Here is a 14,610-nt window from a genome sequence, read left to right on the forward strand (position 1 = left end):
GTATTGGTAGAGATATATTTGTTGTTGTATATCTCTGCTATAAACCTTTTGTAGTGACTAATTCATGCAAGTCCAACAAATTATCAACCAAATCTACACTCTTCCAGAAGCATCATTTGCACAACTGAAAAGCTGTATTAAAGAAGTAAGTTTCCCTAAAAAGTATTTGCTTTTAAGAGCTGATACCATCGAACGAAAGATATACTTTATCAAAACAGGGATTGTAAGGGCTTATGCTTATCAGAACGAGAATGAAATCACATTCTGGTTTGGTAAGGAAGGTGAAACGATTATTTCGATGAAAAGCTACATAATGAACCAACCCGGTTATGAAAATATCGAACTCCTGGAAACCTGTGAATTATATGAACTAAAAACTGATAAACTACAAGAACTCTTCAAACAGGATATTCATATAGCAAATTGGGGTAGGAAATTTGCCGAACAGGAATTAATAAAGACCGAAGAACGATTGATTGCCAGACAATTCAGCACTACGGCAGAGAGGTATTCAGCTTTACTAAAAAATCACCCTGATTTATTGCAAAGAATATCACTTGGTTATATAGCTTCCTATTTAGGTGTTACTCAGGTAAGTTTAAGTAGAATAAGGGCAGAAATAAAATAATACTTTTCATTTTTTAACATTTGTAAAAGGATTCACTCGCCAATAGCCGGAATTTTGTAGCAGGTTTTGAGTACAACAAAACATGAGATACAAAAAGGATATGAATTGGATAGTGTTAATCATCGCAGGATTATTTGAGGTTGCTTTCGCTGCCTGTTTAGGTAAAGCAAGAACAAGCACTGGTAGTGAGGCTTATTGGTGGTATTCGGGCTTTTTGGTTTCTTTGGTAAGCAGTATGTTATTGCTTATGAAAGCCCTGCAAAACCTACCTATTGGCACAGCCTATACCATCTGGACAGCCATAGGGGCCATCGGGACAGTATTAATCGGTATATTTGTATTCAAAGAGCCCACCAATTTCTGGAGAATTTTCTTTTTATTGACTCTGGTTGGGTCTGTGATTGGTTTGAAGTTGATTTCACATTAATAACTACTAGTGTTTTAATGCTATGGTGATATTTAAGTATTTTGATAAGCCTGAAGTTTTTACGGGATTAAAAGATACAGCAAGCCCTTGTGATACTTGTGGTGAAGTGAAAATGTGCTTTGATGCTGAATTATTTTATGGTTGGGAAGAATTATCTTCGATTTGTCCGGATTGTCTGGCGAGTGGAAAGCTTTATGATAAGAATGTTTTTACCTGTCAGGGAGATATTGAAGAACTGAAAGGCCAATTGAAATGGATGAATCCATCACTAGATAATGAGGAAATTCATAGAGTTGCCATACAAAAAACATTTGAATTAGAAAAAACTACTCCTCATTTAATAAAGTGGCAGGACTGGAACTGGCCCTGTGCGGATGGAGATTATTGTAAGTTTATCGGGTATGGTTCTAAACCATTATATGAGGAATTAGCTCAGGGAGCTTCAGCTAAAGATTTTTTTAGAAACTCATTTTATAGTATTGAAGAATATTTCGACCATTTATGGGATGGGGTTTTGTCTGATAAAAGAATTTCCAATTTTGAAGATAGCAATAAGTTTGTTTCTGTATTTTATGTTTTCAGAAGTCTTCATTCGGATAGAATCATTACCATATGGGATTGTAGTTAAAAGTGGGTTATTCCAGGTTTTGAGAGGTTTAAAGAATAATAGTTACTTTGAAGATTTAGAAAATAAGGATAATATTTTTAATCTAAAAATAATTGACAATACTGATTATCCAAGTTAAACCAACCTTGCAATGACTGAAATACCTGATAACAAACTGCTTTTAGACCATACCTATAAAAAGTATATTCCGATTGTCACAACCATTTGCTGTGCTATAAGTGTAATTCTGTTTATAGGAATTAATCTTGAAGAAAAAGCAGATGATTGGTCTGTTTACAAAAGATGGGGCTCTCCACCTATGACAGATATTTTTAGTGGTAGCTATTGGGGGTTGATTACAAGTAATTTTTTACATGTAGACTTATGGCATATTGCATTTAACTTATATGGTTTCTGGATTTTAGGGAAAAAGATAGAGTTTGAAACAAATATACCCTATTATTTACTTTTCATTTTAACCGCTTCTTTGATTAGTTCTTTATCACAACTCGCCTTTAGCGAATCTACAGGAATAGGTATTTCTGGAGTTATATATGCTTTTTTTGGCTTTATATTGTTGAAAAGCAAAACAGAAAAAGCGTATAAAGAAGTATTAGATAAAAAAACTATCAGGCAAATAATAGGTTGGACTGCCCTGTGTGTTATTCTTACTTATTTTAAGATTTGGAATGTCGGCAATGCGGCTCACATTGCCGGATTTGTTTGGGGCGTCTTATTAGCTTATATATCAGGGTTTAATCTTCCAAAACAATTGAGTATCGGGTCAGCATTTCTTGTAGTATTAGCCTCTTCGATTTTCTGGACGCCTTTTTCAAATTCGTGGCTGTCGTATCAGGCCTATCAATTACACTTAACCAAACACTACGACGAAGCTATAGCGGCATATAAGAAAATTTTAGACAGAGAGGCGACAAATGAATGGGCAAGAGAAAATCGGACGCGGCTTGAAGTACATAAGCTTCAACAAAAAATCAATGCACTCATTGAAAACCATCAATATAAGGAAATCTTACCGCTACTTAATAGAATCAATGAGTTAGATCCAAATAATGAATGGGCGAAAGAGACTAAAAAAAGGAGTGTCTGGTGAATTGTTTATGACTCTACTAATTTAAAATTATTTTCTATTTTCATATTCAACAGCATATTTTAGACTTGCTTAATTTTATGAAGCAGAAATATAGATGCCGAACTTTTAAAGATATCAAAGAGAATTTTAAGGTATAGATGAAACCAATATTTTCAATACTATTATTGGGCTTAATACTTTTTATAGGGTCATGTGCTCAGGAAAAAAGTAATGATAATGCCATGACAGTAAAAATAGATAGCGTTTTACCTGGTAGGGGATATGCCAAGCCACTAAATGATGTAAACTTAAAGCAAGAAGACGAAGAAATAAGTGATAGCTTACACTTGAACAATATATTACAAAAAGCATTGAGCATTGCACAAAAAAATAGTAGTCAAATAAACTTTACCGGAGAATTCGAGACAAAATCAGATACTTTCGGTTTAGTCAGAACCCGTTTATCTATTGGGTATTTTTTCTCAAAAAGATATAAGCATTTAATTGTTAATAGAGAAAATCCTGGAGGAGACCGAATAAATATATATCATCTCAATAGTAAAAAAGTCCAAACTGTTTTGTTTTACATACAGTCGGAAAGGAGTTATGTGAAAGACATACTTCAAGACGTGAATGGAGATGGCTATAAAGATTTTGTGGTAGACTTGTATGGCAAGACAGGATGCTGTCTGAAAACTTTTAATGAAGTTTATCTCTATCTACCTGAAACCGGCAGGTTTTCAGGTAGATTCGAATTTATTAATCCAACTTATTCTCCAAAAGAGAAAGTTATCAGAGGTGTAGGCTACGGTCAACCGGGTGAAACCGAAATGTATAAATATAAATGGAATGGCTTAAAAATAGATACTATTGAATTCATTTATCCGGATGAAAAGCATAAAGGCTATTATATAAAATCTAATACTTTACCTGAAGATAAAAAGCGCACGAAAATAATCAGGCTTAAAAAGGTGCCAAAAGAATACATCCGTATTTATGGTTATGATTGGTTTATGTATCCCAAAGATTGATAATCAACAAATCAAGCTACCTCCTCTTCCACTGCAACAACCACTCATAAATCTCATCGTTTTCATACAAATGCTGTATGCTATGGCCCTCGTTTTCTAAACGGGTGAACTTGATACTGGCCTTACATTCTTCTAATGTCTTTACAACCCTTTCGGTTTCGCTGATAGAGATAACATTATCCTCAGTGCCATGAAATGTCCATATCGGTATATTTTTCAGGCTTGGGCAAAGTCTTGGTATATCACCATTGCTAATCCAACCACATAGAGGTACTAATGCTGCGAGTTTATCAGAATGATCCATTCCTACTACAAATGTACCCTGACCACCCAGACTTATGCCTGTAAGATACACTCTATCCTTGTCAATTCTATATTTGGTTGTTAGCTCTGTGTACAACGAGTCAAACCAGTTTTCTGTACTCCAGAATTTACCATCAGGGCATTGGGGTGATGCGATAATAAAGTTGAATTCTTTGCCTTTGTCAATTACATAAGGTAGGCCATAGCCTTTCAATTTATTCAAATCATTCCCTCGATGTGAGCTTCCATGTAAATAAATAATCAAGGGGTATGGCATAGTTTTTTTGCCATAATCCTTAGGTAAGTACAACAAATAATTATACCTGGCCTTTGATTTACTGGTAATTTGAGCGTAGGTGCAACTAAGACAAGCGATTGAAAAAAGGAAAGAAATTGCAAGGAGGCGATAAAAACAGAGGTTAAAAAGGTACATAAGGGTTTTAGTGGAAGTGGTTGATTTTCAGGTATTTATGTGTTAGGTGATCTTGGCGATTAGCAGAAAATGTAATCAGAATAATTACTGTGCAATTTTACAAATATTAAATGGGGTTTTAAAAAAAAGCAAAATTTAATTTTAGGCTATCTATGGAAAAGTATTAGATTAATACAATAAAAAAGTGTAGATAATCGACCGTTTTGATGTGTTTTATCTACACAAGGCGTATATTGGTCGCCTAATGTATATACGCGACTAAACTTTAGATAGTTTTATTATTCTAAGAGGTGTTAACTAATTACTAACAATGAAGAAGCATCTATTTATATTATCGCTCACACTTTTAGTTTCTGCTAAAGTTTTTGCTCAAGGAGTAGAAGTAACAGGAACGGTACAAGAGGCAAAAACCAAAATAGCAGTGGTTGGAGCCAGTGTATTATTAATTAACCAACAAGATAGCACACAACGAAAAGGCGTACAAGCTGACACCATAGGTTTTTTTAGATTTTCGGGTGTTCAGCCGGGAAATTATCGGCTACTTATTACTTCTATCGGTTATGATAATCATGAGACCAAAGTTACTATTGGAACTACTACCAAAAACTTAGGTGTAATTGTTATGGGCGAAAATGCCAGACAATTGAGTGAGGTTGTAGTGCGTGAAAAACAGATTCGTGTAGAACAAAAAGGAGATACTGTGCAGTATAATGCCAGTGCTTATAAAACCAATCCTGATGCTTCGGCAGAAGACCTTGTGAAGAAAATGCCAGGTGTAACCATTGAAAACGGCGTAGTGAAAGCTCAGGGTGAAGATGTAAAAAAAGTAACTGTTGACGGGCAGGAGTTTTTTGGTGATGATGCTACTTTGGCCTTGAAAAACTTACCTGCCGAAATCATTGATAAGGTACAGGTTTTTGACCGATTGAGCGAGCAAGCCCAGTTTACAGGCTTTGATGATGGAAACTCTGTCAAGACTATCAATATTACTACTATACAAGGTAAAAATAACGGACAATTTGGTAAAGTGTATGCTGGATATGGCGAAAATGACCGTTATCAATCTGGAGTAAGTATGAACTTTTTTAAGAAAGACCAGCGTCTGACTATCATTGGTTTATCAAATAATATTAATCAGCAGAACTTTTCTAACGATGATATATTAGGGGTTCTTGGTTCATCCGGTGGCGGCGGCTTTGGTGGTGGCGGATTCGGCGGTGGAGGTGGAGGCCGTGGCGGCGGTGGGGGTGGCCGTCCTGGTGGATTTGGTGGCGGTGGTGCAAATGCAGGAGATTTTATGGTTGGTCAACAACCAGGTATTGCTCATACAACTTCAATCGGGCTTAATTATAGCGATAATTTAGGTAAAAAAGTAAAACTAAATACGAGTTATTTCTTTAATTCGGCCAATAATGGAAATGTTAGCAGTTCGCACCGCGAATATCTTGGAACACTTCCGCAAACTTACGATGCCCTGAATACGACTGATAATGATAATATGAACCATCGTATGAACATCCGGCTCGAGTATAATATAAATAAAGATAATTCGATCATATTTACGCCACGTATCAGTTGGCAGGATAATAATGCACTTTCAACTTTAGATGCAAGTACTATATTAAACGGCGCTTTACAGAATACAACACAAACCTCAAGAAATTCGAATAATAAAGGATTTAACTTATCTGGTGAATTGCTTTACAGACATAGATTTACAAAAGAGGGACGTACATTCTCGATTAGCATACAGGATAATGTAAATGACCGAACTGGTTTAACCAATCAATATTCAACGAACCGTTATTTTTCACCAAATGATACTACACAGATTATTAATCAGCAAACCAAGTCGCTGACCAATAGTAACCGTATGTCGGCCAATGTAAATTATACAGAGCCTTTAAGTAAAACTTCACAATTGCAATTCGAACACAATATTTCATATACATTGAGTTCGTCAGACAGAAGAGTGAATGCATTTGATGAAAAAACTGATTCATATTCATTATTAAACCAATCATTGAGTAGTGTATTTGATAATGATTATATGACTAATCGTACTGGTGTTAGTTACCGTGTACGCAAGCAGCAATCATTTTTTGTAGTAGGAGCTTCTTATCAGAACGCACAATTGGCAAGTGAGCAGACCTATCCGTTTGCTCAGAATGTAAAATACTCTTTTAATAGTTTCCTGCCCAATGCAATGCTCAATTTTCGGTTTGAGAACAAATCTAATTTGCGTATATTTTATCGTTCCAGAACTAATGCACCTTCAGTTAATCAATTGCAAGATGTAATTGATAATAGCAATCCGACGCAGTTATCAACAGGTAACCCTGATTTGAAACAGGATTATTCTCATAATATTTCGATACGTTTTGGTTCAACTCAGTCTAAAACGGCCCAAAGCCTCAATGTATTCGGGAATTTTAGTTATACCAATAATGCAATTGTGCAATCAACTTTCATTGCAGACCAGGATTATGAGTTGGCAAATGGTATTGTCCTTTTCAAAGGGTCACAGTTGACCAAGCCTGTAAATATGGATGGTATGTTGAGTGTACGTTCCTTTGTAAGTTATGGTTTGCCGGTATCAAAAATCAAATCGAACCTTAACTTTAATGCAGGGTTCTCTTATGCTAAAAATCCTAACCTGATTAATAATGCTACAAGTTTTACCAATAACTATGGGATTAACGGTGGAGTAGTAGTTAGCAGTAGTGCGAGTGAAAAACTTGATTTTACACTTTCGTTTTCGCCAAGTTATAATATCGTTCGTAATAGTTTACAAACTAATCTTAATAGTAATTACTTTTCTCAAAGTAGTAACTTCAAATTGAACTGGTTGTTTGGTAAAGGATTCGTATTTCAGACAGAAGTGGTTAACCAGTCATATTCTGGACTGGGGGCAGGTTATAACAGAAGCTTTACTCTCTGGAATGGTGGTTTAGGTTACAAATTCCTGAAAAAACAAGCAGGTGAGTTACGATTCAATGTTTTTGATATTCTGAAACAGAATAATAGCATCAGCCGCAATGTGTCAACAGCTTATGTTGAAGACGTGAGAAATATGGTATTGGGCCGCTATTATATGCTGACATTTACCTACAGCTTACGTAATTTCAGATTATAAGCTTTTTAAAGTTTAATATATTTGCCAACGCCTTGTTATGTATGATAGCAGGGCGTTTTTCTGTTATACAATCAGTTGTTCGGATTCTAACTTAACATCTCGAATAGAGGATAAATATTATATCCTATTCCCAATTTTTCAAACTGTGCATTCTGTACCCCATATAAGATTAAATAGATTGCTTTGGGTTAAATACTGGTAACTGCTTTCAATGTCTTGCAATTTTTTATATCTAATGCTCGGTTAGACGAATAGAATCGATTATTTAGTTGAAAAACTTTAGTTGTTTTCATTTGTCCAGAAGGTTTCAAAACCCAGACAAACTTTATATAGCACTAATTGGAACAATATTACCAGATTTAAATTACCGCATAATAAATATCTCGCTAATTTCTTCTTCTACATTTTTACAACTATTTTTTTTTCGAGCATATTGCATTTTGTTTGCCTGACTTGTTTTCACTCTGTTTGAATTTAGAATCACACTTGGCAATTGCTGTTTGAATCATACAACAAAATCTACAATTTATGTCCTCACTTTTAATAAAAAGATTAAGATTCTTCTTAATTCAACTTTTATTGCTTATCTGTGTAGTCGAATTATTCTCTTTTATTGCTATCAGATGGCTGCATTTTGGATTACCTCCAAAAGTTTATTCCAATCAGTTTTTGCCTTTTTTTGTTGATAACAATAAAGCATTTGGTGCATGGCATTATGCTAATGCCTCAACACGACACATTGGCCCCTGCTGGAATGTTGAGTATCAGTTTAACAGCTATGGAGCAAGAGATGATGAGAAAAAGAAAGTATCAGAGAGAAAACGTATTGTTTTTTTAGGTGACTCTTTTATTGAAGGCTATGGTATTGAAAAAGAAAAAAGATTATCGAATCTATTAGAAAAACGTACTACTATTGAATGCCTGAATTTTGGCACTTCGGGTTCATTCGGCACAACTCAAATGCGCCTTCTTTATGAAACTAAGGCGAAAGATTTTTCACACAATGCAGTGGTGCTTTCATTCTTTCCTTTTAATGATTTATTAGATGATAATTATGAATTCGGTAAGTCGTTTTTTTATACACAACGTCGGTACCGTCCTTATCTTGTCAAAGATTCAAGCCAGAATTATCAACTGATTTATCATGTTGATGCTCTGGAGAAATCACAAGCTTATCCTGACAGTATTCCGAAAAGAACAACTGCCGATTTGTTCAAGGATATTTATTATGGCAAACAAAGGTTTGTGAACAAAATTAGGTCATTGATAACTGATTTTACCTATACAGGAGCTATGGCTGATTTTATAGCTAATAGAGTCAGATTCAGGCAATCAGGTACTGAAAGTTCATATAAAAGTGAGGTATTTAGTCAGAGTAATAGAGAAGGTATGGATTTATTCTGTCATAACATTGAAAAAATCAAAAATCTGGCTGGTGAAAAGCCACTTATTCTGCTTTTAATTCCTCATCCGCTTGATTTAATAGAGTATAAAAAAACGGGTAAAAGTATATTGCGTGATACTTTGAATCAATATTGCCAGAATAAGAATATTCATATGATTGATTTATTAGAGGAGTTTGCCAAATTAGACTCAGTAGCTGATTATTTTTTACCTTGTGATGGCCATTGGTCAGAAAAAGGTAATGAATTTGTGACAGAATTATTGACAAAGAAGATAGGGCAGATAAATTTTTAATATGCAATTAAAATGTCTGATTGAAAATTGTAACAAAAAAGGTAGCCCAAGCGGACTACCTTTTTATCTATTGAACTTGATTCACTACTATTTCAAAACCAAATCTTCTCGTTCAATTTCCTGTGCTCGTTTGGTGGCTTCTTTGTGGCCGTTCGACGTTAGCAGATTCTTTTGTTTATAATTTCTGTGTCTGTTTCCTAAAGCCACATCAAAAACTATTGTTGCAGGTTGAGGGGCATTAACATGTGCTTTATAATTGCGGTGATTTTCCAACGGGTTTGTTGAGTAATCATTCGAAATCGCGATTTGTGACTGTTGAACCCCCTGATTTTTTTTAGCTAAAAGCAGATTTTGCTGCTTATAATTTGCCGGAGGAGAAGTTTTGCTTTGCGCAAAAGCAGTAGTTGTTACTGCAAATGCAGATAACACCACTAAAGTGTGTATAAGTTTCATTTTTTTTCGAATAATTTTTGTTGTACTGCTTATAAAACGTACGGCCTGTTTTAAAAGTTGCGGGATTAATAATTATTAATTTTTTTTTAAGTTTCAGGTGCAAAAGATATGATAATGAGATATTTTATGCCTGTTATAGCGGAAAATGATATTGCCTCTGCACAAAGAATACTTAATTTTCTATCAATAAATTATGAGTATTTTTAACTACTAAAAGTAAATATAGAAATGAATTCTTAGAAAGCCGCAGTTTTTGAAAAGAATTATGCCTGATGAAATAACATTAATAGAAACTGTTTGCTAATTTTGAGCCGAAAACACAAGATTATTCAATGACTGAAAAGAAAACTTCTACCCCTGTTTGTGCCGTTTTTGATATTGGTAAAACAAATAAAAAATTATTGGTATTTGATGAGAATTACAAGGTATTAAAAGAAGAACAAGTGCAACTGGAAGAGAGTTTAGATGATGATGGCTATCCTTCTGACGACCTGCTTCAACTCACAAACTGGATTAAAAATAGTTTTCAGACACTTTCTCAGAACAATGATTTTACGATAAAAGGATTGAATTGCTCTGCATACGGAGCAAGTCTGGTGCATTTGGATGGTAATAAAAAGCCAGTTGGTGCTTTGTATAATTATCTGAAGAACTTTCCGAAATCATTACATAAAGGGTTTTTGGAGAAATACGGCAGTAGTATTTTCAGAGAAACGGCATCTCCTGATCTCGGAATGCTTAATTCAAGCTTACAACTCTATTGGCTCAAGTATGAAAAACCCTCGCTTTTTCATCAGATACGTTATTCGTTACACTTGCCTCAATATTGTAGTTTTTTATTTACTAATGAGGCTGTATCGGAAATCACAGGCGTAGGATGCCATACTTTATTATGGGATTTTGAAAAGAATGATTATCACTCGTGGGTAGAGGCTGAGCACCTGCATTCAATTCATCAAGAACCATTGCTCAGTAATAATGTATTTACTGACGCCTCAAAAAATATAGCTGTAGGTATTGGCATCCACGACAGCTCATCAGCATTGGTTCCTTATCTGAAAACATTCGATGAGAATTTTATCTTGCTTTCTACTGGTACCTGGGCGATCAGTCTGAATCCTTTTAATGAAGAACCACTTACTGCCGACCAGTTAGCAAAAGATTGTTTGTGTTTTCTGAATTATGAGGGTAAGCCAGTAAAGGCTTCAAGGATATTTGCCGGAAATGAACATGAGAGACAAACCAAACATTTAGCAGACTATTTCAATGTTAAAGTTGACTATTTCAAGCAGGTAAAGTTTGATAGAGACCTAATTGTGTTTTTACGTAATAAATTCAAACAGGCTACCCCAGATACCGCTGATGTATTGTTGGATTGTCCGTTTGTAGAGCGTAATATTAATTTGTTTAAATCTTATGAAGAAGCCTACCACCAGTTTATGCTTGATCTGGTTGCGCAGCAGATAGCTTCTTTAAAATTGGCCATTGGTCGCACTGACGTAAAAAAAATATTCGTAGACGGCGGATTCTCAAAGAACGAGATTTATATGAACCTGATGGCAGATGCTTTTTTTAACAAGCAGGTTTTTGCTTCTGAGATTGCGCAGGCATCTGCATTAGGAGCAGCATTGGTGATTCATGAGCATTGGAATACACAACCTGTTCCTGATCAGATTATCAGCTTAAAAAGGTATTATTAGCAGGTTGCTTCTATTTTCTTTTACTAATTTTAGCCATATTAATGAAAGCTTTATCTCTGCAAGAAACAGGAAAACTGATTTATCAAATAATAGACGAACCAGCTTTGTTAGAGCCACATGAAGCTCTTGTGAAGGTTCATCGTATTGGGATTTGCGGTACAGATTACCATGCTTATCGTGGGCGGCAACCATTTTTTTCTTATCCTCGTATTTTGGGGCATGAATTGGGAGTAGAAGTATTAGCTATAGGAAATAAAGTAACTAATATACTGCCAGGAGACAAATGTGCTGTTGAACCCTACCTTAATTGTGATAAATGCCAGCCTTGTAGGAATGGTAGAACCAATTGTTGCGAAAATTTAAAAGTGCTGGGTGTTCATACCGACGGAGGAATGACTGAATTTATGAAACTTCCAGCCAATAAACTATATCCTTCGGCCCAATTGAGCTTTGAGCAACTGGCATTAGTTGAGACACTTGGGATTGGTTGCCATGCGGTAAACAGGTCGGGTATAACAGACGCTGACAAGGTATTAGTAGTAGGGGCAGGTCCGATTGGACTGGCGTGTTTGCAGTTTGCTAAAAATAAAGGGGCAAAAGTAGTAATGCTCGATGTGAACGAATCACGGTTAGCTTTTGCGAAGAATGTGATGCAGGCGGATGCTACAGTGGTAGTTTCGGTTAAAAGTTCAGAAGCTATTAAAGCACATTTCGATGGGGATATGCCAACAGCTATTTTTGATGCTACTGGTAACCCAAGCTCAATGATGTCAGCGTTTGAATTGGTAGCCTTTGGTGGTAAAATTATTTTTGTAGGGCTTTTTCAGGGAGATATGACATTTTTTGACCCTCTTTTTCATCGTCGGGAACTCACAATACTTGCCAGCCGTAATGCTTTGCCTGAAGATTTTAATTATATAATTGGCTTAATGGAAGCAGGGGAAATAAACACTAATTCTTGGATAACCCACCGTATAGCATTTAGCGATGCTGCAGATAATTTTGAGACCCTTCTTAAATCAGGAAACGAGTTGGTTAAGGCTATAATAGTTGTTTAGAACAATTTTTTAAAATAAAAAGTGCATCAAGGGTAATAATTTTTTCAGAAAAGCGTATTAAAATTATATCGTTCCAAGAAAAAATGGTAGATTGTCAAAAATTACGATCCTAACCTATCGATACCCTTTAATGAAACCCTCAAAATACGCAAGAGTAAAATTCCTGAATAAGGATAAATCTATCTTTTTCTCTGTACTGCGCCACAATGTAGATGCTTACTTTCATGATAATCAAATATCCAAGACAGGTGGACAAACAATCCTAATTAAGGCGGCTTGTATGCTGACTTTATATATTGGTTCTTTTTTGTTGATACTGACGGATCAGTTTTCGGACTTGCAGATGTTAGGTTTAACCGTTCTGATGGGGATTGGGGTAGCCGGTGTGGGTATGTCGGTAATGCATGATGCTATTCATGGGTCATTTTCAGAATATACATGGATTAATAAACTATTCGGGGCTTCTTTGTACCTTTTAGGAGGTAATGTATATAACTGGGAGATACAGCATAATCGTTTGCATCATACTTATACGAACATTCATGATGTTGATGAAGATATTACGGGTAAGTTTCTCTTAAGACTTTCCTGTGGTGACAAATTGAAGGCTATCCATCGGTTTCAGCATATATATGCCTTTTTCTTATATAGTTTAATGACTATTTCTTTTTTATGGAAAGATTTTAAAGAGATTTCACTCTATAACCAAATGTCAAAAACTGGATTAGTGAAATCATTTCCAAGAAAAGAAATTATTTTCTTAATTGTCGGGAAGTTTGCTTACATATTATTTATAGCTGTTTTGCCTATTTATCTGCTCGAATTGAGCTTTGGACAATGGATAGTCGGCTTCCTGACGATGCACTGCGTAGCAGGGCTTATTTTAAGTACCATTTTTCAATTAGCACATGTAGTAGAGGGGGCAAGCCAACCCTCGCCAGATGAAAAAGGTACTATTGAAAATACCTGGGCTATTCACCAATTGAATACTACCTCAAATTTTGCCAGTAGAAATTATGCTCTTTCATGGTATATTGGTGGGCTTGACTATCAGATTGAACATCATCTTTTTCCTCATATTTCACATATTCATTACCGTGCCATTTCACCAATTGTAAGAAGCACCGCTCTGGAATTCAACATTCCATATAATGATAAAGCATCTTTTGCAAACGGGCTTGATTCACACATCAGAATGTTAAAATACTTAGGCAATAATTAAAGTGATTATTTAATTTCTGTTACCTTTATTACGAGCAGTTTGAAAATTGCAGGCCAATTCTGGTTCTCTGCCAATTATAGTAGTGCAGAAGGGTCAAGCAAGTTATTTTTTATGGCAAATACTACCAGGCCTGCAGTATTTCTTACACCTGTTTTTTCTAAGAGATTGTTGCGGTGGCCATCAACTGTACGAGTACTGATAAATAATTTTTCCGCAATTTCTTGTGCAGTGTATTGTCGGCAAATCAGATCTAATACCTCTAATTCACGTTGAGTAAGTGTTGACGGGATATTGTCCTGAATCAACAAACGTGGTTTTTTGCCAAGCATTCGGTTTTTCATGGCTTTAAGAAATACTTCATTAAAATAAAATCCTTTTTCAACTACAGCTAAAATAGCCCGTTCAACCTCGGAAGGTTCAACATTTTTAAAGAGATAAGCATTGATACCTAACTCCATCAGATGTGCAACAAATCGCTCGTCGCTATGTACCGACAAGATGATAATTTTGATGTCTGGGTAATCACTATGAAGTATTTTAGTAGTTTCTACACCGTTAAGTTCTGGCATGGATAGGTCAAGTAAAACTATATCCGGTTTTGTTTCACTGCTTTCAATTGCTTCAAGTAGGGTTCTGCCGTTGTCAGCCTCGATAGTTATCTGTGTATCGTCAAGGCTATTAATAATAGCAGTCATTCCTTTACGAAACAGAATCTGGTCGTCTGCAATAGCTACATTAATTTTTTTCATAAATATGAATAATCAATATCGTTTATTGATTGGTAAATTTCGTTAAAATTCAGTCAGCAGCAGAGCAAGGTAAGT

Annotated in this window: 13 protein-coding genes; 10 read left to right on the top strand and 3 right to left on the bottom strand. The window is 35.4% G+C overall.

Annotated features, from left to right (window positions below; all coding sequences use genetic code 11):
• Window positions 1-64 precede the first annotated feature (64 nt).
• The 5 genes from H1R81_RS04010 (at window position 65) to H1R81_RS04030 (ending at window position 3,783) form a co-directional block, all read left to right on the top strand.
• The gene (locus H1R81_RS04010) at window positions 65-628 is read left to right on the top strand and encodes a Crp/Fnr family transcriptional regulator (protein ID WP_181839378.1); all 564 of its coding nucleotides are present in this window, start codon (window positions 65-67) and stop codon (window positions 626-628) included.
• A 100-nt stretch (window positions 629-728) separates the two neighbouring features.
• Window positions 729-1,055 carry a multidrug efflux SMR transporter gene (locus tag H1R81_RS04015; RefSeq protein ID WP_181839990.1) on the top strand — a complete coding sequence of 109 codons (327 nt, stop codon included), beginning with the start codon at window positions 729-731 and terminating at the stop codon, window positions 1,053-1,055.
• 22 nt (window positions 1,056-1,077) lie between these two features.
• A complete protein-coding gene (locus H1R81_RS04020; protein ID WP_181839379.1) occupies window positions 1,078-1,683 on the top strand; it encodes a CbrC family protein in 606 nt (201 codons plus the stop codon).
• Window positions 1,684-1,813: 130 nt separating this feature from the next.
• Window positions 1,814-2,773 (top strand): rhomboid family intramembrane serine protease, encoded by a 960-nt coding sequence (locus H1R81_RS04025; protein ID WP_181839380.1) that lies wholly within the window; start codon window positions 1,814-1,816, stop codon window positions 2,771-2,773.
• 137 nt (window positions 2,774-2,910) lie between these two features.
• Entirely contained in the window at window positions 2,911-3,783 is an 873-nt protein-coding gene (locus H1R81_RS04030; RefSeq protein WP_181839381.1) for an XAC2610-related protein, read from the top strand.
• Between the two features lie 16 nt (window positions 3,784-3,799).
• Here H1R81_RS04030 and H1R81_RS04035 read toward each other — a convergent pair whose 3' ends face one another.
• Window positions 3,800-4,363 carry a dienelactone hydrolase family protein gene (locus H1R81_RS04035; protein ID WP_229251044.1) on the bottom strand — a complete coding sequence of 188 codons (564 nt, stop codon included), beginning with the start codon at window positions 4,361-4,363 and terminating at the stop codon, window positions 3,800-3,802.
• 466 nt (window positions 4,364-4,829) lie between these two features.
• On the opposite strand from H1R81_RS04035, the gene H1R81_RS04040 reads away from it, so the two are divergent.
• Together H1R81_RS04040 and H1R81_RS04045 are read left to right on the top strand one after the other, a co-directional pair.
• The gene (locus H1R81_RS04040) at window positions 4,830-7,655 is read left to right on the top strand and encodes an outer membrane beta-barrel protein (protein ID WP_181839383.1); all 2,826 of its coding nucleotides are present in this window, start codon (window positions 4,830-4,832) and stop codon (window positions 7,653-7,655) included.
• Window positions 7,656-8,183: 528 nt separating this feature from the next.
• Complete coding sequence (locus H1R81_RS04045) at window positions 8,184-9,353, top strand: hypothetical protein (protein ID WP_181839384.1); 1,170 nt, start codon at window positions 8,184-8,186, stop codon at window positions 9,351-9,353.
• A gap of 87 nt (window positions 9,354-9,440) precedes the next feature.
• Here the strand turns inward: H1R81_RS04045 and H1R81_RS04050 are convergent, their stop codons facing one another.
• On the bottom strand, window positions 9,441-9,806 hold the full coding sequence (locus H1R81_RS04050) for a hypothetical protein (protein WP_181839385.1): 366 nt from the start codon (window positions 9,804-9,806) through the stop codon (window positions 9,441-9,443).
• A gap of 332 nt (window positions 9,807-10,138) precedes the next feature.
• On the opposite strand from H1R81_RS04050, the gene H1R81_RS04055 reads away from it, so the two are divergent.
• The 3 genes from H1R81_RS04055 (at window position 10,139) to H1R81_RS04065 (ending at window position 13,786) form a co-directional block, all read left to right on the top strand.
• Window positions 10,139-11,506 carry an FGGY-family carbohydrate kinase gene (locus H1R81_RS04055; RefSeq protein ID WP_181839386.1) on the top strand — a complete coding sequence of 456 codons (1,368 nt, stop codon included), beginning with the start codon at window positions 10,139-10,141 and terminating at the stop codon, window positions 11,504-11,506.
• Between the two features lie 41 nt (window positions 11,507-11,547).
• Complete coding sequence (locus H1R81_RS04060; RefSeq protein ID WP_181839387.1) at window positions 11,548-12,564, top strand: zinc-binding alcohol dehydrogenase family protein; 1,017 nt, start codon at window positions 11,548-11,550, stop codon at window positions 12,562-12,564.
• Between the two features lie 130 nt (window positions 12,565-12,694).
• Window positions 12,695-13,786, top strand: coding sequence for an acyl-CoA desaturase (locus H1R81_RS04065; RefSeq protein ID WP_181839388.1), 1,092 nt, complete (start codon window positions 12,695-12,697; stop codon window positions 13,784-13,786).
• A 74-nt stretch (window positions 13,787-13,860) separates the two neighbouring features.
• Here the strand turns inward: H1R81_RS04065 and H1R81_RS04070 are convergent, their stop codons facing one another.
• Entirely contained in the window at window positions 13,861-14,535 is a 675-nt protein-coding gene (locus tag H1R81_RS04070) for a response regulator transcription factor (RefSeq protein ID WP_181839389.1), read from the bottom strand.
• Window positions 14,536-14,610: the final 75 nt, after the last annotated feature.

It is taken from the genome of Emticicia sp. BO119 (assembly GCF_013912375.1).
GTDB lineage: Bacteria > Bacteroidota > Bacteroidia > Cytophagales > Spirosomataceae > Emticicia.